This is a genomic window from Streptomonospora sediminis, from assembly GCF_054778995.1.
In genome coordinates this window covers 99,173-116,613 of the sequence record NZ_BAAGYZ010000005.1, presented here as the reverse complement: position 1 = coordinate 116,613, position 17,441 = coordinate 99,173, and the positions used below count along the sequence as shown (strand labels likewise).

Sequence of the window (17,441 nt, the reverse complement as noted above, 5' to 3'; positions counted from 1 at the left end):
GCGTGTCTGTAGAGTGCCGCTCATGGAGCTGAACGGAGTTGCCGCCCTCGTCACCGGCGGCGCAAGCGGGCTGGGTGAAGCCACCGTCAAAGAACTCGCAGCTGCGGGGGCGCGGGTCGTCGTCGCCGACCTGAACGCCGAGCGGGGCGAGGCGCTGGCCAAGGAGGTCGGCGGCGTGTTCGCCGCCACCGATGTCGCCGACGAGGACCAGGTGCAGGCCGCCGTGCAGGCCGCCGTGGACACCGGGCTGCCGCTGCGGGCGGCGGTCTCGTGCGCGGGCATCGGCTGGGCCACCCGGACGGTCAACAAGGAGGGTGTACCCCACGACTTGGCCGGCTACAAGAAGGTCATCGAGGTCAACCTCATCGGCACGTTCAACACGGTGCGGCTCGCCGCGGCGGCGATGTCGGCCGCCGAGCCGGCCAACGACGACGGAGAGCGCGGCGCCATCGTCAACACCGCGTCACTGGCCGGGATCGAGGGCCAGATCGGGCAGATCGCCTACTCGTCGTCCAAGGGCGGCATCATCGGCATGACCGTGCCGGCGGCCCGCGACCTGGCAGCGGCCGGGATCCGGGTGAACACCGTGGCACCGGGCATCCTCGACACCCCCATCTACGGCCAGGGCCCCGAGGCCGCCGAGTTCAAGGAGCGCCTCGCCGCCCCCGTCCCGTTCCCCAAGCGGCTGGGCACCGGAGCGGAGTTCGCACGGCTGGTGCGCTCGCTGCTGGAGATCAGCTACATCAACGCCGAGGTCGTCCGGCTCGACGGCGGCCTGCGTATGCCCCCGAAGTAGCACCTTCCCCGCAGCACGCCCCGGTCGGCCCGGCCGGGGCGCCCGGCCCGCCGATCCGATCGCCCGCAGCGGGCGGAACCAGTAAGGAGTGCGATGAGCGACGAGGTGAGCTGGACCGCCGAAGACGGCGTCGCCGTCATCACGATCAACCGCCCGCAGGCCAGGAACGCCGTCAACGCCGCCGCGGCCCAGGGCATCGCCGAGGCGCTGGACGCCCTGGACTCCCGCAAGGACCTGGTGGCGGGCATCCTCACCGGTGCCGGGCAGACCTTCTGCTCGGGCATGGACCTCAAGGCGTTCATGCAGGGCGAGGCGCCCATGGTGGAGAGCCGCGGCTTTGCCGGGATCGTGCAGCGGCCGCCGCGCAAGCCGCTGATCGCGGCCGTTGAGGGCTACGCGCTGGCCGGCGGGTTCGAGGTGGTGCTGGCCTGCGACCTCGTGGTGGCAGCCGAGGACGCCAAGTTCGGCATTCCCGAGGTCAAACGCGGTCTGGTGGCCGGCGGCGGCGGGCTGCTGCGCCTGCAGCAGCGCATCCCGCGCAACATCGCCATGGAGTTCGCCCTGACCGGCGACTCCGTCGACGCGCCGCGCATGGCCGAGCTGGGTCTGGTGAACAGCCTCACCTCTCCCGGTGGTGCGCTGGAGGGCGCCCGCGCGCTCGCGGCGCGCATCGCGGCCAACGCCCCGTTGGCGGTCGCGGTCTCCAAAGAGGTCATCGCCGAGTCCGCGGACTGGGGGAGCGATGAGCAGTGGCGGCGCCAGGAGGCAGTCACCGGACAGGTCTTCACCAGCCACGACGCGATGGAGGGTGCGGCGGCCTTCGCCGAGAAGCGCGCGCCGCAGTGGAAAGGCGAGTAACGGCCGGCGCCCGCGGCCGGACCCGGACCCGGCCGCGGCTGCGGCCGGGTCCGCTGCGGTGGCCGCGGACCGCATCGGGCAGCGGCCCCGGCGGCCCCGCACATGTCGGGGCCGCCGCGCGCGGGGGAGTGCGGCGGCGGCCGCACCCGCCCGGGCTGCTCCGGTGCTCCACCTGCCGACCGGTGTTCAGATCCGCTGCCAGGCGGCGGTGAGCACCTCGCGCAGGATGGCCTCGATCTCATCGAAGTGCTCCGGCCCGCAGATCAGCGGCGGGGCGAGCTGGACGACCGGGTCGCCGCGGTCGTCGGCGCGGCAGATCAGCCCGGCCTCGTACAGGGCGGGCGATAGGTAGCCCTTGAGCAGGCGGTCGGTCTCTTCGGTGGAGAAGGTTTCCCGGGTGTACTTGTCCTTGACCAGTTCGATCCCGTAGAAGTAGCCGTCGCCGCGGACGTCGCCGACGATGGGCAGATCGTGCAGGCGCTCCAGGGTCGAGCGGAATACCGGTGCGTTGCGGCGCACGTTCTCCAGCAGCTTGTCGTCCTCGAAGATGTCGAGGTTGGCCAGCGCCGCCGCGGCGGCGACCGGGTGGCCGCCGAACGTGATGCCGTGGGCGAACATGCCGCCCGGCTCCTGGAACGGCTCGGCCAGGTGGTCGCGTGCGATCACACCGCCCATGGGCACATACCCCGAGGTCACCCCCTTGGCGAAGGTGATCATGTCGGGCAGGTAGCCGAACCGCGTGGCGCCGAAGTACTCGCCGATCCGGCCGAAGGCGCAGATGACCTCGTCGGAGACCATCAGCACGCCGTGGCGGTCGCAGATCTCGCGCACCCGCTGCAGGTACCCCGGTGGCGGCGGGAAGCAGCCGCCGGAGTTCTGCACCGGCTCGATGTAGACGGCGGCGACGGTATCGGGGCCGTTCTGCACGATGGCCCGCTCGATCTGGTCGGCGGCCCAGGTGCCGAACGCCTCGGGGTCGTCGCCGTGCGCCGGCGCCCGGTAGATGTTGGTGTTGGGCACCTGCACGGTGCTGGGCACCAGCGGCTCGAACGGGGTCTTGAGGTCCTGCACGCCGGTGATCGACAGCGCGCCGAGGCTGGTGCCGTGGTAGGCGGTCTCGCGGCTGATGACCTTGTGCCGGGTGGGCTGCCCGATGGCCTTGAAGTACTGCCGCGCGAGCTTCCAGGCGCTCTCGACGGCCTCGGAGCCGCTGGTGGTGAAGAAGACCCGGTTCAGGTCGCCGGGCGCGAGGTGGGCCAGCCGGTCGGCCAGGCGCACCGCGGTGGGGTGGGCGTAGGTCCAGATCGGGAAGTAGGCCAGTTCGCGCGCCTGGGCGGCGATGGCTTCGGCGATCTCTTCGCGGCCGTGGCCCACCTGGGACACGAAAAGTCCCGAGAGCCCGTCCAGCCGGCGCCGGCCCCGGTCGTCGTAGACGTAGGCGCCCTCGCCGCGGGCCATGACGGGGATCTCGGAGTCGGTATAGGACGCCATCTCGGTGAAGTGCATCCAGAGGTGGTTCTTGGCCGCCTGCTGGAGGGCACCGGACGTGTCGTAGTGCCGGGCTGTCACTTGGCTCCCCCTGAACGGGTCTCGTGAATCGCGGGGATCGCGGGGACCATCCTGGTCAACCCAGTGAAATAGTCGCAGCAATCCCAACTCTGTCAAGTATCCACTGCGAAATTCGATCTTTACAACGGAATCACTTGTCCGCCGAAATGGCGTCTGACATGGTACGGGAGAGGCCGAGACGCGTCCCCAGCCATTCGGAGGAACCCCCCGTGACTGAGCAGTCGAGCCGACCCCGGCGGTTGCGCAACTTCATCAACGGCGAGTACGCCGACGCAGCGGACGGGCGCACCAGCGACCTCCGCGACCCGGTCACCGGCGAGGTTTTCGCGCAGGCGGCGCTCTCCGGCCCGGCCGATCTCGACGCCGCCTTCAGCGCCGCATCGGCCGCCTTCGACAACGGGTGGCGCGACAGCACCCCGGCCGAGCGCCAGATCGCCCTCAACCGCTTTGCCGACGCGGTCGAGGCACGCGGTGACGAACTGGTCGCCGCCGAGGTCGAGAACTGCGGCAAACCCGTCCAACTCACCAGGGACGAAGAGCTCTGGCAGGTCACCGACGCGCTGCGCTTCTTCGCCGGTGCGGCCCGCAACCTCGAAGGCAAGGCCGCCGGCGAATACCTCGCCGACCACACCTCCTGGGTGCGCCGCGAACCCCTCGGACCGGTCGGCCAGATCACGCCGTGGAACTACCCCATGGCCATGGCCTCCTGGAAGATCGGCCCGGCGCTGGCGGCGGGCAACACGGTGGTGCTCAAGCCCTCCGACACCACGCCGGTGTCCACCCTGCTGCTCGCCGAGATCGCCGCCGAGTTCCTGCCGCCCGGCGTGTTCAACGTCGTCACCGGCGACCGCGACACCGGCCGCGCGCTGGTCGAGCACCCCGTCCCGCGGCTGATCTCGCTGACCGGGTCCACCCGCGCCGGCCTGGAGGTCGCCCGGCAGGGCTCGGCCGACCTGAAACGGCTGCACCTGGAGCTGGGCGGCAAGGCGCCGGTCATCGTCTTCGATGACGCCGATATCGACAAGGCCGCCGCCGGTATCGCTGAAGCCGGCTACTTCAACGCCGGCCAGGACTGCACGGCGGCCACCCGCGTCATCGCGGCGCCCGGTGTGCACGACGACCTTGCCGCGGCATTGGCCGAGCAGGCCGGCCGGACCAAGACGGCAGGCCCCGACCAGGCCGACGCCGCCTACGGCCCGCTGAACAACGCGGCCCAATTGGAGCGCGTCGCCGGATTCGTCGACCGCGTACCCGATCACGCCGCGGTGCTGTCGGGCGGGCGGCGTGTCGGCGGCACCGGCTATTTCTACGCGCCCACCGTTGTTACCGGATTGCGTCAGGGCGACGAGATGGTCACCGACGAGGTCTTTGGACCGGTCATCACGGTGCAGCGATTCAGTGATGAGGACACAGCGGTCGAATGGGCCAATTCCGTCCGCTATGGTCTTGCCTCAAGCGTGTGGACCCGAGACCACGCCCGCGCACTTCGCGTGTCGCGGCGGCTGGATTTCGGCTGCGTGTGGATCAATACCCACATTCCGCTCATCGCCGAGATGCCGCACGGCGGGTTCAAGCACTCCGGTTACGGTAAGGACCTCTCGCTTTACAGCATGGAGGACTACACCCGGATCAAGCACGTCATGAGCTATATCGGCCGTGATTAGAGCACCCGTGAGGAGCCGACCGATGGCCACCGCCACCGAGGAGCCGCGTTCTCGCCGCAGCGGCGCCACGACCCCGGCGGGTGCACCCGCCATCAGCCTGCAGCAGATCACCAAGACCTACCGTTCCGGCGGCGAGAATGTGCAGGCCGTGCGCGGCGTCGACCTGCGCATCGAGCAGGGCGAGTTCTTCTCGCTGCTGGGACCCTCGGGCTGCGGCAAGACCACAACCATGCGCGTGGTCGCCGGCTTCGAGGACCCGACCACGGGGACCGTCCTGCTGCACGGCGACGATGTCACCGGCGTGCCGCCCAACCGGCGCGACGTCAACATGGTCTTCCAGAGCTACGCGCTCTTTCCGCACATGACGGTCTTCGACAACGTCGCCTTCGGACTCCGGCGCAAGGGCATGGCCGGCGGCGAGACCAGACGCCGGGTCGGCGAGGCGCTGGAGCTGGTCGAGCTGGGCGGGCGCGAACGCACCAAGCCGGGCAAGCTCTCCGGCGGCCAGCAGCAGCGGGTCGCGCTGGCGCGGGCGCTGGTCAACCGGCCCAGTGCGCTGCTGCTCGACGAACCTCTGGGCGCCCTCGACCTCAAGCTGCGCCAGGCGATGCAGATCGAGCTCAAGCGCATCCAGCGCGAGGTCGGCATCACGTTCGTCTACGTCACCCACGACCAGAGCGAAGCGCTGACCATGTCGGACCGCATCGCGGTGATGAACGGCGGCCGGGTCGAGCAACTGGGCACCCCCGCCGAGATCTACGAGCGGCCCGCCACCCGGTTCACCGCCGGATTCATCGGCACGTCCAACCTGCTCAGCGGCACGGTCACCGGGCGCAGCGGCGGCTACGCGACCGTCGACCTCGGCGCGGCCGGGAGCATCGCGGCGGTCTGCGACGCCCCGGACGGCGCAGCGATCGACGTGACCGTGCGCCCCGAGAAGGTGGCCCTGCACACCGGCGCCGCCTCCGGTGGGCCGGGCTCCGGCGGACCCGGCGACCCGGCCGGAAACACCGCCGGGGCCCCGTCCGCAGCCACCGCGGTCCACCTGCCCGGCGTGGTGACCGAGCTGGTGTACCTGGGCTCGGCCACCCACTACACCGTCCGGCTGGGCAACGGAACCGAGATCGTCGTCTTCCAGCAGAACTCCTCGGACGCCGCGGGCGCCGCCGAGCGCGGCGACACCGTCGGCGTTTCGTGGCGGCCGGAACACGCCCACGCCCTTCCGGGCTAGGGCCCCGGCCGAGCAGGCCCGGGCCGCGGCGCCTATCCCCTGCCGCCCGCGGCACCGGTACCGGCACCGGCCCGGAGAGCCGGGCCGGCACAGCAGTACACGCAACACGGCAGTACACACGCAATAACCCGGTAACGCAGCACACAGCACCTGCAGTATCCGCTCTGCCACGCAACACCTTTACCCTCCCCACCCCCCGAACGCAGGAAAGAGCAGACCGCTGTGACCCGACGACTCAACCCCGTGCAAGCTGCTCTGGCACGCGGGCTCACCCAGCGCAGATTCACCCGCCGCTCCATGCTCGGCCTCACCGGAACGGCCGCCACCGGGCTCGCACTCTCCGCATGCGGAGTGCAGGGCCAGGGCAACGAGCAGGCGGCCACCGGCGAATTCTGGGACGGTAAAAAGAGCAACGGGAAACTGGACTTCGCCAACTGGCCGCTGTACATGGACCCCGACAAGCCCGAACTCAAGGCGTTCACCGAAGAGACGGGCATCAAGGTCAACTACGACGAGGCGGTCCAGGACACCCCGTCCTTCTTCGGCAAGATCCAACCGGCGCTCGCCCAGGGCGAGTCCATCGGCTACGACATGATGGTGCTCACCAACGGCATCGAGCTGAACAAGCTGATGGAACTGAACTACCTCGCGCCGCTGGACCACTCCAAACTGCCCAACTTCGCCGAGAACGCGGCGCAGATCTACAAGGACAACAGCTACGACCCCGGCAACCGCTACACGGTCCCCTACGCCTCGGGCATCACCGGCATCGCCTACAACCCCGAGTACGTGGACCGCGAGATCACCAGCATGAAAGACCTGTGGGACTCCGCGTTCGAGGGCAAGGTCGGCATGTTCTCCGACCCGCAGGAACTGGCCAACTTCGGGCTCCTCTACAACGGGGTCAAGCCGGCCGACTCCAACGAGCGCGACTGGATCGAGGCGGCCGACGCCCTGGAGGAACAGCGCAAGAAGGGCCTGGTGCGCCGCTACTACGCCCAGGACTACATCCAGCCGCTGAGCAAGGGCGACATCTGGCTTTCCATGGCCTGGTCCGGTGACATCTTCCAGCAGAACGTCGAAGAGGGCACCAACCTGAAGTTCGTCGTCCCCGACGAAGGCGCCACGCTGTGGAGCGACAACATGATGATCCCGATCACCGCGGAAAACCCGGTGGACGCGCTGATGCTGATGGACTTCTTCTACGACCCGGAGATCGCCGCCGGCCTAACGGAGTACATCAACTACATCACCCCCGTGCCAGCCGCGCGCGACATCCTGCGGGACAAAGCCGAGAACGCCTCCGGTGACGCAAAGGAAGCGCTGGAAAGCGTCGCCGACAGCCCCCTGGTCTTCCCCAGCGAGTCCGACAACGCCAAGCTGCACAACTACGTCCCGGTCACCACCAGCAACGAGGACGAATTCTCCCCGTTGTTCCTGGCCATTACCCAGTCCTGACCATGGCGGCAACACAAGCACGCACGCGCGGCCGCGCAGCCAGGCTCGCGCCCTACGCATTGGTCCTGCCCGGGTGGCTGTGGCTGGCGCTGTTCTTCGTGGCACCCATCGCCAGTGTGGCGTCGATGTCGCTGATGACCGGCAGCCTCAGCACGGGCTTCGCGTTCACCTTCGCCGTGGACAACTACGTGAACGCGATCGCCCTTTACTGGGAACAGATCCTGCGGTCGCTGGCTTACGGAGCCTCGGCCACGATGCTGTCCATCGCTCTCGGCTACCCGGTGGCCTACTGGATCGCGTTCAAGGGCGGCGCCTACAAGTCGACCTACCTGCTGCTGGTGCTGCTGCCGTTCTTCGTATCGTTCGTGCTGCGGACGATCTCGTGGGGGTTCCTGCTCTCCGACAACGGGATCGTCCTCGGCACGCTCAAGGATCTCGGAGCGCTGCCGGTCGAGGCGTCGGTCCTCAACTCCGCACCGGCGGTGGTGTTCGGCCTGGCGTACAACTTCCTGCCGTTCATGGTGCTGCCGATCTACGCGGTGCTGGAGCGCATGGACCACGGCGTGGTCGAGGCCGCCCACGACCTCTACGCCGGCCGTATCCAGGCCTTCGTCCGCGTGGTGCTGCCCATGTCGCTGCCGGGGGTGTTCGCCGGCGTGATCATGGTGTTCATCCCGACCAGCGCCGACTACGTCACCGCAACCGTCCTCGGCGGCACCGGCAACACCATGATCGGCAAGGTGATCCAGACGCAGTACCTGGTGAACAACGCCTACCCCCTGGCCGCGGCGATCACCTTCATCCTCATGGCGGTGCTGCTCGCCGGCATCTTCAGCTACGCCAGGGCACTCGGTACCGAACAGGTGATGGAGGTGCAGGCGGGATGACCACCGCGACCCGGACCGGCCCCGCCGGCCCCGCCGACGGCGCTCCGGACACCCGGCGGTCCCGGCGGCGCGCGCGCGTGCGCCGGCGCCCCGACTGGGGAAAGTACTTCACCTGGGGTGTGCTGGCGTGGCTGTTCGCGCCGATCGTGTTCATGGTCCTGTTCAGCTTCAACGATGTACAGGGGCGGCACAACGTCACCTGGCAGGGGTTCACCTTCCGGTGGTACGCCGACGCCTTCGACTACCCCGACCTCAACACCGCGCTGCTGAACACGGTCACGATCGCGCTGCTGACCATGCTGATCGCCGGGTTCCTCGGCACGCTGCTGGGTCTGGCCCTGGGGCGCTACCGCTTCGCCGGGCGCTCGGCCACCAACCTGGTGATGTTCTCGGCGATCTCGGCGCCGGAGGTGGTGCTGGGCGCGTCGCTGCTGTCGATGTTTCTGACCATGAACATCGCCGCCGGCTACGTGACGATCCTGATCGCCCACGTGATGTTCTCGGTGTCGTTCGTGGCCATCACGGTGCGGGCGCGGGTACTGACCATGGACCCCGGCATCGAGGAGGCCGCACGCGACCTCGGCGCCACCCCGCTGACCACGCTGCGCCTGGTGACGCTGCCGCTGCTGGTGCCGGCGATCGCCTCCGGCGGGCTGATCGCCTTCGCGCTGTCGGTCGACGACTACATCATCACCTCGTTCGTCTCCGGCAGCACCCAGACGTTCCCGGTGTGGATCTGGGGTGCCACGCGCGTCGGTATCCCGCCGCAGGTCAACGTGATGGGCACGCTGATCTTCGCGATCGGGGTGGCACTTGCCATCGGCAACCTGGTGCTGGCGCGCCGCCGCAGCCGCTAGCCCGCCGGCGGGCCGGCGGCAGCAGCGGCCGCCGGCCCGCCGCGGCGCACCCGCGCCGGTGCCCCACCTGCCGCACCGGCGCCACAACGCACAAGCGCCGCAACCGAGAACGGAGCTGATCCCCATGTCCGCGCCCGCACCGGCACCGTCCCAGGCGGCCCTGGCGTCCAGAGCCCTGGCCGCCGCCCGGCCCGGCGCCGTCTGGCTGGACCCCGGCGTGCCGGGCCAAGCCCCGCCCGAGGCCGCCCCGCCGCTTTCGGGTGTCGAGCGGGCCGACCTCGCCGTCGTCGGCGGCGGTTTCAGCGGGCTGTGGAGCGCCCTCATCGCCAAGGAGCGCGACCCCGGACGCGACGTCGTCCTGGTGGAGGCCCGCACATCGGGCTGGGCCGCGTCCGGCCGCAACGGCGGGTTCTGCTCGGCCAGCCTGACCCACGGCCACGCCAACGGCGCCGAGCGCTGGCCCGCGGAGATCGCCGAACTGGAACGGCTCGGCCACGCCAACCTGGACGCCATCCAGGACTCCGTTGCCCGCCACGGCATCGACTGCGAGTTCGAACGCACCGGCGAGATGGTGGTGGCCACCGAACCCTGGCAGGTCGACGAACTGACCGACGAGGCGGCCGCGCTGCGCGCACTGGGCCAGAACGTGCGCACACTCACCGGCGCCGCGGCCCGCGCCGAGGTCGACTCGCCCACCTACCTGGGCGGCCTGTTCGACTCCGACGGGACGGCCATGGTGCATCCCGCCAAGCTGGTGTGGGGGCTGCGCGAGGCGTGCCTGCGGCTGGGCGTGCGCATCTACGAGAACACCCCCATCCGCCGCATCCGCGCCGAGCGCGGCGGCCTGCTCCTGCAGAGCCGGGACGGATCGGTGCTGGCCGAGCGGGTCGCCTGGGGCAGTGGCGCGTTCCCCGGCCCCCTGCGCCGCATCCGCAACTTCGTCGCGCCCGTCTACGACTACGCCCTGGCCACCGAACCGCTCAGCACCGAGCAGCTCGCCTCGATCGGCTGGCAGGGCCGCCAGGGCCTCAGCGACTCCGGAAACCGGTTCCACTACTACCGGCTCACCGCGGACAACCGCATCCTGTGGGGCGGCTACGACGTCATCTACCACTACGGCGGCCGCGTGCGTCCCGGCTACGACCAGCGCCCCGACACCTTCGACCGGCTCGCCCGCAATTTCTTCACGACCTTCCCGCAACTGGAGGACGTCTCCTTCAGCCACCGGTGGGGCGGAGTGATCGACACCTGCAGCCGGTTCTGCGCGTTCTTCGGCACCGCATTCGGCGGCCGGCTGGCCTACGCAGCGGGCTACACCGGCCTGGGCGTGGGCGCGACCCGGTTCGGCGCCGAGGTGATGCTGGACCGCCTCGACGGCGCCGACACCGAACGCACCCGGCTGGAAATGGTCCGCGGCAAACCTGTCCCGTTCCCGCCCGAGCCGCTGCGCTATGCAGGCATCGAGCTCACCAAACTCTCCCTGGCCCACGCCGACCGCAACCGCGGCCACCGCAACCTGTGGCTGCGCACCCTCGACGCCCTGGGGATGGGTTTCGACAGCTAAGCCCTGTCTGATAAGCCCTGATCGATCCAGACTGCCCGGCACACCGACCCTGCAGAAGTGTCCAAAAATCAAAGCTGAGACGGGCATGCCAGCATGATCATCTCCGGGAACCCGGCATAACGGACACACGTGCCCGCCCGGGTCGGCCGCCACCCATGACAGGTGTCAGGTGCGCACTGCGCGATCCGCACGCCCAGCCGGTGACATCGGGATCTGGGGCGGGAGGGGCCGGGCCGGAAGAATCGGTGCCATGAGCACAGCAGTCCGGCCCGGATCCGGCGACAGCCCCGCCGGCGGCACCCCCGCCGACACCGCGATCAGTGTCCGCGGCCTGCGGCAGAGCTACGGCACGTTCGAAGCCGTCAAGGGGATCTCGTTCGAGGTCCGGCGCGGCGAGCTGTTCGCGCTGCTGGGGACCAACGGCGCGGGTAAAACCACCACCATCGAGACCCTGGAGGGTTTCCGCCGGCCCTCCTCCGGAACCGTCCGAGTCTTCGGCACCGACCCCTACGGCCAACCGCCCGAGCTGCGCGAACGTGTCGACGCCGTGCTCCAGCACAGCGGCCTGCTCCCGGAGCTCACCGCGGCCGAGACCGTCGACCTCTCCCGCGACCTTGCGGCCGACCCGATGGACCGCGCCGAGGTGCTGGAGCTGGTCGACCTCGCCGACAAGGCGAAGGTGCCCGTCAACCGGCTCTCCGGCGGGCAGAAGCGCCGGCTCGACCTCGGGTTGGCGGTCCTGTCGCGCCCCGAAGCACTGTTCCTGGATGAGCCGACCACCGGCATGGACCCCGAGGCCCGCCGCGCCACCTGGGCGACCATCGCCGAACTGGTACGCGCCGGCACGGCGATCCTGCTCACCACGCACTACCTGGAAGAGGCCGAGCGCCTCGCCGACCGGCTGGCCATCATGCACCGCGGCGAGATCCGGGTCGAGGGCACGGTGCGCGACGTGGTCGCCGAATGGGGCGACCGCATCGGTTTCCGCCTACCCGCCGACGTGCGGTCCGCGGACCTGCCCGAGCTGCCCGGGGCGAGTGCCGCCGTCGAGATGCGCGGCAGTACCCCGTGGGTCGGCTACACCGTACGCGGCGACGACACCGCAGGCCGCGCCCACCGGGCGCTGGAAGCGCTGCTGGAGTGGGCCCGGCTGCGGGGCACCACCCTGGAGCGGTTGGAACTGCGGAGCGCGTCGCTGGAGGACGTCTTCCTCAGCGTCGCCGAGGGCACCGCCGGCGCCGTCGCAGCCGGCCCGGGCCCGGCAACGGCCGCTTAGCGGCTGCAGCCGGCCGACCACCGCACGACCCGGAGGGCACACCGCCATGAGCACCACCGCCGAGCAGGCACCGGGGCCGGCCCGCGACGGGTCGGCGCCGCCGCGCCGCCCCGTCAACGCGATCCACCAGGCCCTGCGGCTGACCCGCACCGAGTTCACGCTGCTCCACCGGTACCGCACCGCACTGTTCTTCGTCCTGTTCCCGCTGGTCTTCGTCGCCCTCGCGCTGATCACCGGCGGCGAGTCGCCGGTCCCCGGCGCCGACGGCACCGTGCTGGCGGTCGCGGGTACTCCGGCGGTCATCGCGATGATGATCGGCATCATGCACGTCTCCAACATCTACGCCGCCCGCCGCGAGCAACTCGTCCTCAAGCGCTTCCGTGCCGGCGGGGTGGCGCCGTTCGCGCTGTTCGCGGCGACGACGCTGTCGGTGCTGGCCGCGGTGGCGGTGCTCACGCTGGTCGTCGTCGCCGTGCTGGGCGTGCGCCATGGCGCGCTGCCGGCCGATCCGGTGCTGGTCGCGGTGACCGTGCTGCTGACAACGGTGACCATGTCGCTGCTGGGCGCGGCTTCCACCCGTTTCGCGCGCAACGCCGAAAGCGCACAGATGATGAGCATGTTCCCGTTCCTGCTGTTCTACGCGGCCAGCGGGGCGGCGATCCCGCTGGAGATGTTCCCGGACACGGTTGCCGCGGCCGCCCGGTTGCTGCCGATGGCGCCGGCAGTGGACCTGCTGCGCGCCGGCTACCTCGGTTACGACCTCTTCGGCGGCTACGCCGGGGCGGCCCCCGCAACGGGCCTGGACCTGTGGAGCGCCGCGCTGCCTTCGCTGGCGCTGGTCCTGGTCTGGACGGCCATCGCCGTGTTCTCGCTGCGCTTCTTCCGCTGGGACCCCCGCCGGCCCGATTGAGCGCTACAGGCCCACCGGAGGGAAAGGACGGGCGCGCTCCCTCCGGTGGCACACCGCGGCGGCCGACCGGGACACCGGCTGGCCGCCGCACACGTGCCTGCGCACGCGAGCGCGGTCCGGTAGGCGGCATCTAAGCTGGTCGCCGCGGTAGGCGGCCGGCGCCGGCAAGGAGGAGGTGGGCACGTGGCGATCGGAAACGTCGCCTCCACCGCAGCCGACACCGACCGGTTGGGGCGCAGGCTGGACCGCGCCCGCCGGATCGTGCTGCTGCTGTCGACCACGACGCCGCTGTTCTGCACGGTAGCCGCACTGGCCGCCCTACCCAATGTGCTGGTCACCCCCGAGTTGGTGACCTTCGCCGGCCGCGTGCCGGGCACATTGGGCGCGGTCCTGCCGGCGGCCGGTGCGCTCAGCTCGTTCGTGCTCGCCTACTTCGCCATGCGGGTGATCCGCACCCGCATCGACCGGCCCGCAACCACGCTGCGCCGGGACGTGGCACTGTCCTATCTGGCGCTGCTGGTGACGCTCGGACTGCTCGGCCCCCACCCCATCGCGCTGACCGCGAGCCAGTTCTGGTGCGCGAGTGTCGCCGTCACGGGCCGCAAGCGGCACAAGGCCGGCTATCTGGTGCTGATGTTCGCCGCCGGCAGCGCACCGCTCCTGGTCGCGATGCGCGGCGACGCGCTGCCGGCGCAGCTGACCGTGGTCGGCGTCGCCGCGGCCATCAACCTCGTGGTCTGGCTCGTCATGGTGGCCAGCAACGCCGCCATCATCCTGCTCTGGGACGCCGTGGCCGAGGCGCATGCAGCGCGCGAGGCCCAAGCCCGGCTCGCCGTGTCCGAGGAGCGGCTGCGGTTCTCCCGCGACATCCACGACCTGCTCGGCCACAGCATCTCCGCGGTCGCGGTCAAGAGCGAACTCGCCACCCGGTTGGCCGAGATCGACCCGCACAGCGCCGCCCGCGAGATGGCCGCCGTGCAAGCCCTGGCCCGCGACGCGCTGCGCGACGTCCGCTCGGCCGTCACCGGCTACCGCGACGTCGACCTTGCCGCGGAGGCCGCCGGTGTACAGGCGGTGCTCACCGCGGCGGGGTTGCGCTGCACGGTATCCGGAGCCGACACCGACCTGCCCGCCGACCAGCGGGCCATCGCCTCGTGGGTGGTGCGCGAGGGCACCACCAACGTGCTACGGCACAGCGCGGCCAAACGCTGCACGATCACGCTGCGCCGCGACGGCGCCACGCTGGTCACCGAGGTGTTCAACGACGGGGTGCCCGCCCCCGACCCCGGCGCCGATTCCGCCGTGCCGTTCGGCAACGGGCTTTCCGGGCTGGCGGAACGCGTCGCCGCCGCCGGCGGCGCGCTCACGGCCAGCCGCACGTCCGGCAAGGACGGGTTCCTGCTGCGGGCCGTGCTGCCGCTGCCCGAGGGCCGGCCGGGCCGCCCCGGCCCGGAACAGGCCGGACACCCCGGTGGCAGAGCGGGCGCGGAATCCGGTGGAGAGCCAGGCTAGAGAGGATGTGACCGCGTGATCCGCGTGGTACTCGCCGACGACGAGCACCTGGTGCGCGGCGCGATCGCCGCGCTGCTGGGGCTGGAACCCGACCTGGAGGTCTGCGCCCAGGTCGGGCGGGGCGACGAGGTCGCCGCTGCGGTGGCCGAGCAGCGCGCCGACATCGCGGTCCTGGACATCGAGATGCCCGGCCGCGGCGGACTGGAGGTCGCCGCCGAGCTGCGTGCGGCCGCACCCGGGTGCGGGGTGCTGATCCTGACCAGCTTCGGCCGCCCGGGCTACCTGCGCCGGGCACTGGCCGCCGGTGCGCGGGGGTTTTTGGCCAAGGACGCGCCCGTTGAGCAGCTCGCCGGGGCGATCCGCAAGGTGCACGGCGGCGGGCGCTACGTCGACACCGAGCTGGCCGCCACCGCGATGGCCGCGGGCGAGAACCCGCTGACCGCCCGCGAAACCGAGGTGCTGCGCGCCGCCGCCGAGGGCAGCGCGGTGGGCGCCATCGCCGCCCGGCTGCACCTGAGCGAGGGCACGGTGCGCAACTACCTCTCCAGCGCCATCACCAAGACCGGCGCCGGCAACCGCATGTCGGCCATCCGCACGGCTCAGGAGATGGGCTGGCTATAGGAACCGCAGCACCAGCATCGCGGTGTCGTCGGTGTGCCCGCCTGGGGCGAACTCCTCCAGGTCGCGGTCGATACGGACGATGACCGCTTGGGCGGTCAGCCCGGAGCAGTTGGTGAAGATCCGGGTCAGCCCTTCGTCGCCGAGCATTTCCGCGCCGTTGCGGCGCTCGGTGACACCGTCGGTGACCGCCAGCAGCACGTCGCCGGAGCCGATCTCCATGGTCTCGGTGTAGAAGTCGACGTCCTCGAAGGCGCCCAGCAGCGGCTGCGAGGAGCCGACGGAGTCGACCTCGCCCTTCTGGTTCAGCCGCAGCGGCAGCGGATGGCCCGCCGAGACCAGGCGCAGGCGCATGCCTCCGCCCGGCCCGCCCAACGGGGTCATCTCGCCGTAGAGCATGGTCAAAAACCGGGTGCTGGTGTTCTCGTCCAGGATGGCCTTGTTCAGCCGGTCCATGATGTGGGCGGGCGAGAACCCTTCGCGGGCCAGTGCCCGCAGGGTGTGGCGGGCGAGTCCGGTGACCGCGGCGGCCGCGGGACCTGTGCCGCACACGTCGCCGATCGCGAAACACCACCGGCCGTCGGTGGCGAACACGTCGTAGAAGTCGCCGCCCACCACCGTGCGTTCGTCGGCCGAGCGGTAGAACACCGCGTGGTCGACGCCGGGGATGTTCGGTTCCTTTTCCTTGGCGGGCAGCAGGCTGTGCTGCAGCGCCTCGCTCATCGAGGTCTGCCCGGCGTAGAGCCGGGCGTTCTCCATGGCCGAGGACACCCGGCGGGCGAGGTCGTCGACCACGTCCACGTCGTCGCGGGTGAAGTCGGCGTCGGCGTCCTTGCCCAGTGTGATCCGGCCCAGGGTCTGGCCGTGGGCCACCAGCGGAACGCTTATGGCGGGGCCTTCGGCGAGCTCCAGCAGCAGTTCGTCGGCCAGCCCGGCCGCCGAGAGCATCTCGCTGCTCCACAGCGGCCGCGGTTCGCGCTGGATGGGCGGCGGCAGCTCGGTCAGCAGCGTGCGCAGCACGTCGTTGTAGTTCTCGTTGCTGTGCATCGTGTGCATCAGCCGCGTGGTGCCCAGTTCGCTGATGGAGTGCACCGCGCACCAGCTGCCCAGGCGCGAAGCGACCAGTTGGGCGGCCAGCGCCGCGGTCATCTGCTCGTTGAGCGTGCCGGTGAGCAGGTCGCTGGCCTCGGCCAGGAAGCTCAGGCTGGCGCGCCGGGCGAGTTCGACCTCTGCCAGCCGGGCGCGTTCGATGGGCAGCGCGATGCGGTCGGCGCCGTCCTGCAGCCGTTTGGCCGCGGTGTCGCCGAAGTGCCGGATGCGCCGCGAAGCCACCCCGATCAGCCCGGTGATGCGGCCGTCGACGATCAGCGGCGCGGTCACCAGGGAACGCATGCCGGCCTGGGCCAGCTTGCCGCGGTGGGCGCGGGCGATCATCAGGTCGTCGTTGATGATAGCGCCGGGCGCCGGAGCCACCGAGGGGAACGTCTCCTCGGTGCGGCTGCGGAAGGGGCGCCAGGGGTCCTCGGTCAGGCCGGTGGCGGCGCGCATGTCCCACTCGGTCTCGTCGGTGGTGGCGAGCGCGATGTAGGCGGCGTCGCCGCCCAGGGCCGAACGCGAGTACTCCACGGTGCGGTCGAGCAGTTCCGGCATCGGCAGCCGCGCGTTCAGTGCGGCGTCGAGCGCGGCCCACGGGTTGGGGCGGGCGGGGCGGCGCCGGGCGGGCCGCACCGGGGCCGGCGGGGTGAGCGAGTCGCCGGAGGTTTCGCCGTCGGAGGAGTCGGGGTCGGGGGAGTCCTCGGTGGTCTCGTCCTGGATGCGGAACCAGACGGCCTTGTCGTCCTTGCTGTAGCTGACGCCCCAGCTGGTGGCGATCGCCGCGGCCAAGGCCAGGCCGAGTCCGCCGCTGCGGCCGGGGTCGGCCGCCGGCGAGGTGTCGACCGAGAGCGGTCCGGCCTGGGGCACGGCCCGTTCCGGGACCCGGTCGGCCACGACCACCTCGACCGAATCGGCCAGGCGGCGCACGACCAGTTCGAGGACGCTTTCGGCGTGCACGACCGCGTTGGTGACGAGTTCGCTGACGAGCAGGACGACGTCGTCGACCGCTTGGCCGGCGTCCCACTCGTTGAGGGTGTCGCGCACGAACTCGCGGGCTTCGCCTGCGGTCGAAGGGGTGGGTGAGAAGTCGCGCCGGGCGACCTTCATCGTGTCATATGGCATCGTGAAGCCGTACGGTCTCCGTGT

Annotated in this window: 14 protein-coding genes; 12 read left to right on the top strand and 2 right to left on the bottom strand. The window is 70.9% G+C overall.

Annotation, left to right across the window (positions count from 1 at the left end; all coding sequences use genetic code 11):
* Nucleotides 1-22: 22 nt before the first annotated feature.
* Together ACYVD5_RS01140 and ACYVD5_RS01135 are read left to right on the top strand one after the other, a co-directional pair.
* A complete protein-coding gene (locus ACYVD5_RS01140) occupies nucleotides 23-796 on the top strand; it encodes an SDR family NAD(P)-dependent oxidoreductase (protein WP_460998945.1) in 774 nt (257 codons plus the stop codon).
* Nucleotides 797-889: 93 nt separating this feature from the next.
* Nucleotides 890-1,654, top strand: coding sequence for a crotonase/enoyl-CoA hydratase family protein (locus ACYVD5_RS01135; RefSeq protein ID WP_460998944.1), 765 nt, complete (start codon nucleotides 890-892; stop codon nucleotides 1,652-1,654).
* Nucleotides 1,655-1,840: 186 nt separating this feature from the next.
* Here ACYVD5_RS01135 and ACYVD5_RS01130 read toward each other — a convergent pair whose 3' ends face one another.
* Nucleotides 1,841-3,223 (bottom strand): aspartate aminotransferase family protein, encoded by a 1,383-nt coding sequence (locus ACYVD5_RS01130; protein ID WP_460998943.1) that lies wholly within the window; start codon nucleotides 3,221-3,223, stop codon nucleotides 1,841-1,843.
* Nucleotides 3,224-3,432: 209 nt separating this feature from the next.
* On the opposite strand from ACYVD5_RS01130, the gene ACYVD5_RS01125 reads away from it, so the two are divergent.
* The 10 genes from ACYVD5_RS01125 to ACYVD5_RS01080 all read left to right on the top strand — a co-directional run bounded on the left by ACYVD5_RS01125 (nucleotide 3,433) and on the right by ACYVD5_RS01080 (nucleotide 15,203).
* A complete protein-coding gene (locus ACYVD5_RS01125; protein ID WP_460998942.1) occupies nucleotides 3,433-4,887 on the top strand; it encodes an aminobutyraldehyde dehydrogenase in 1,455 nt (484 codons plus the stop codon).
* Nucleotides 4,888-4,909: 22 nt separating this feature from the next.
* On the top strand, nucleotides 4,910-6,118 hold the full coding sequence (locus ACYVD5_RS01120) for an ABC transporter ATP-binding protein (RefSeq protein WP_460998941.1): 1,209 nt from the start codon (nucleotides 4,910-4,912) through the stop codon (nucleotides 6,116-6,118).
* A gap of 297 nt (nucleotides 6,119-6,415) precedes the next feature.
* The gene (locus ACYVD5_RS01115) at nucleotides 6,416-7,576 is read left to right on the top strand and encodes a polyamine ABC transporter substrate-binding protein (protein WP_460999243.1); all 1,161 of its coding nucleotides are present in this window, start codon (nucleotides 6,416-6,418) and stop codon (nucleotides 7,574-7,576) included.
* Nucleotides 7,577-7,578: 2 nt separating this feature from the next.
* Complete coding sequence (locus ACYVD5_RS01110) at nucleotides 7,579-8,463, top strand: ABC transporter permease (RefSeq protein WP_460998940.1); 885 nt, start codon at nucleotides 7,579-7,581, stop codon at nucleotides 8,461-8,463.
* On the top strand, nucleotides 8,460-9,320 hold the full coding sequence (locus ACYVD5_RS01105; protein WP_460998939.1) for an ABC transporter permease: 861 nt from the start codon (nucleotides 8,460-8,462) through the stop codon (nucleotides 9,318-9,320). Before ACYVD5_RS01110 ends, ACYVD5_RS01105 begins: the two co-directional genes overlap by 4 nt.
* Nucleotides 9,321-9,444: 124 nt before the next feature.
* A complete protein-coding gene (locus ACYVD5_RS01100; protein WP_460998938.1) occupies nucleotides 9,445-10,884 on the top strand; it encodes an NAD(P)/FAD-dependent oxidoreductase in 1,440 nt (479 codons plus the stop codon).
* 250 nt (nucleotides 10,885-11,134) lie between these two features.
* Nucleotides 11,135-12,160 carry an ABC transporter ATP-binding protein gene (locus ACYVD5_RS01095; RefSeq protein WP_460998937.1) on the top strand — a complete coding sequence of 342 codons (1,026 nt, stop codon included), beginning with the start codon at nucleotides 11,135-11,137 and terminating at the stop codon, nucleotides 12,158-12,160.
* A gap of 46 nt (nucleotides 12,161-12,206) precedes the next feature.
* Nucleotides 12,207-13,070 (top strand): ABC transporter permease, encoded by an 864-nt coding sequence (locus tag ACYVD5_RS01090; protein ID WP_460998936.1) that lies wholly within the window; start codon nucleotides 12,207-12,209, stop codon nucleotides 13,068-13,070.
* 183 nt (nucleotides 13,071-13,253) lie between these two features.
* Nucleotides 13,254-14,582, top strand: coding sequence for a sensor histidine kinase (locus ACYVD5_RS01085; protein ID WP_460998935.1), 1,329 nt, complete (start codon nucleotides 13,254-13,256; stop codon nucleotides 14,580-14,582).
* 15 nt (nucleotides 14,583-14,597) lie between these two features.
* Nucleotides 14,598-15,203 (top strand): response regulator, encoded by a 606-nt coding sequence (locus tag ACYVD5_RS01080; protein ID WP_460998934.1) that lies wholly within the window; start codon nucleotides 14,598-14,600, stop codon nucleotides 15,201-15,203.
* On the opposite strand, the gene ACYVD5_RS01075 is transcribed toward ACYVD5_RS01080, so the two are convergent.
* Nucleotides 15,198-17,417: a SpoIIE family protein phosphatase gene (locus ACYVD5_RS01075; protein WP_460998933.1), complete on the bottom strand. Its 2,220-nt coding sequence runs from the start codon at nucleotides 17,415-17,417 to the stop codon at nucleotides 15,198-15,200. The genes ACYVD5_RS01080 and ACYVD5_RS01075 overlap by 6 nt on opposite strands.
* Between the last annotated feature and the right edge of the window lie 24 nt (nucleotides 17,418-17,441).

Coding starts and splice junctions, on each gene's coding strand:
- ACYVD5_RS01120 (WP_460998941.1), top strand. CDS start 4,910: ATGGCCACCGCCACCGAGGAGCCGCGTTCTCGCCGCAGCGGCGCCACG.
- ACYVD5_RS01100 (WP_460998938.1), top strand. CDS start 9,445: ATGTCCGCGCCCGCACCGGCACCGTCCCAGGCGGCCCTGGCGTCCAGA.
- ACYVD5_RS01140 (WP_460998945.1), top strand. CDS start 23: ATGGAGCTGAACGGAGTTGCCGCCCTCGTCACCGGCGGCGCAAGCGGG.
- ACYVD5_RS01075 (WP_460998933.1), bottom strand. CDS start 17,417: ATGCCATATGACACGATGAAGGTCGCCCGGCGCGACTTCTCACCCACC.
- ACYVD5_RS01095 (WP_460998937.1), top strand. CDS start 11,135: ATGAGCACAGCAGTCCGGCCCGGATCCGGCGACAGCCCCGCCGGCGGC.
- ACYVD5_RS01135 (WP_460998944.1), top strand. CDS start 890: ATGAGCGACGAGGTGAGCTGGACCGCCGAAGACGGCGTCGCCGTCATC.
- ACYVD5_RS01105 (WP_460998939.1), top strand. CDS start 8,460: ATGACCACCGCGACCCGGACCGGCCCCGCCGGCCCCGCCGACGGCGCT.
- ACYVD5_RS01110 (WP_460998940.1), top strand. CDS start 7,579: ATGGCGGCAACACAAGCACGCACGCGCGGCCGCGCAGCCAGGCTCGCG.
- ACYVD5_RS01115 (WP_460999243.1), top strand. CDS start 6,416: ATGCTCGGCCTCACCGGAACGGCCGCCACCGGGCTCGCACTCTCCGCA.
- ACYVD5_RS01090 (WP_460998936.1), top strand. CDS start 12,207: ATGAGCACCACCGCCGAGCAGGCACCGGGGCCGGCCCGCGACGGGTCG.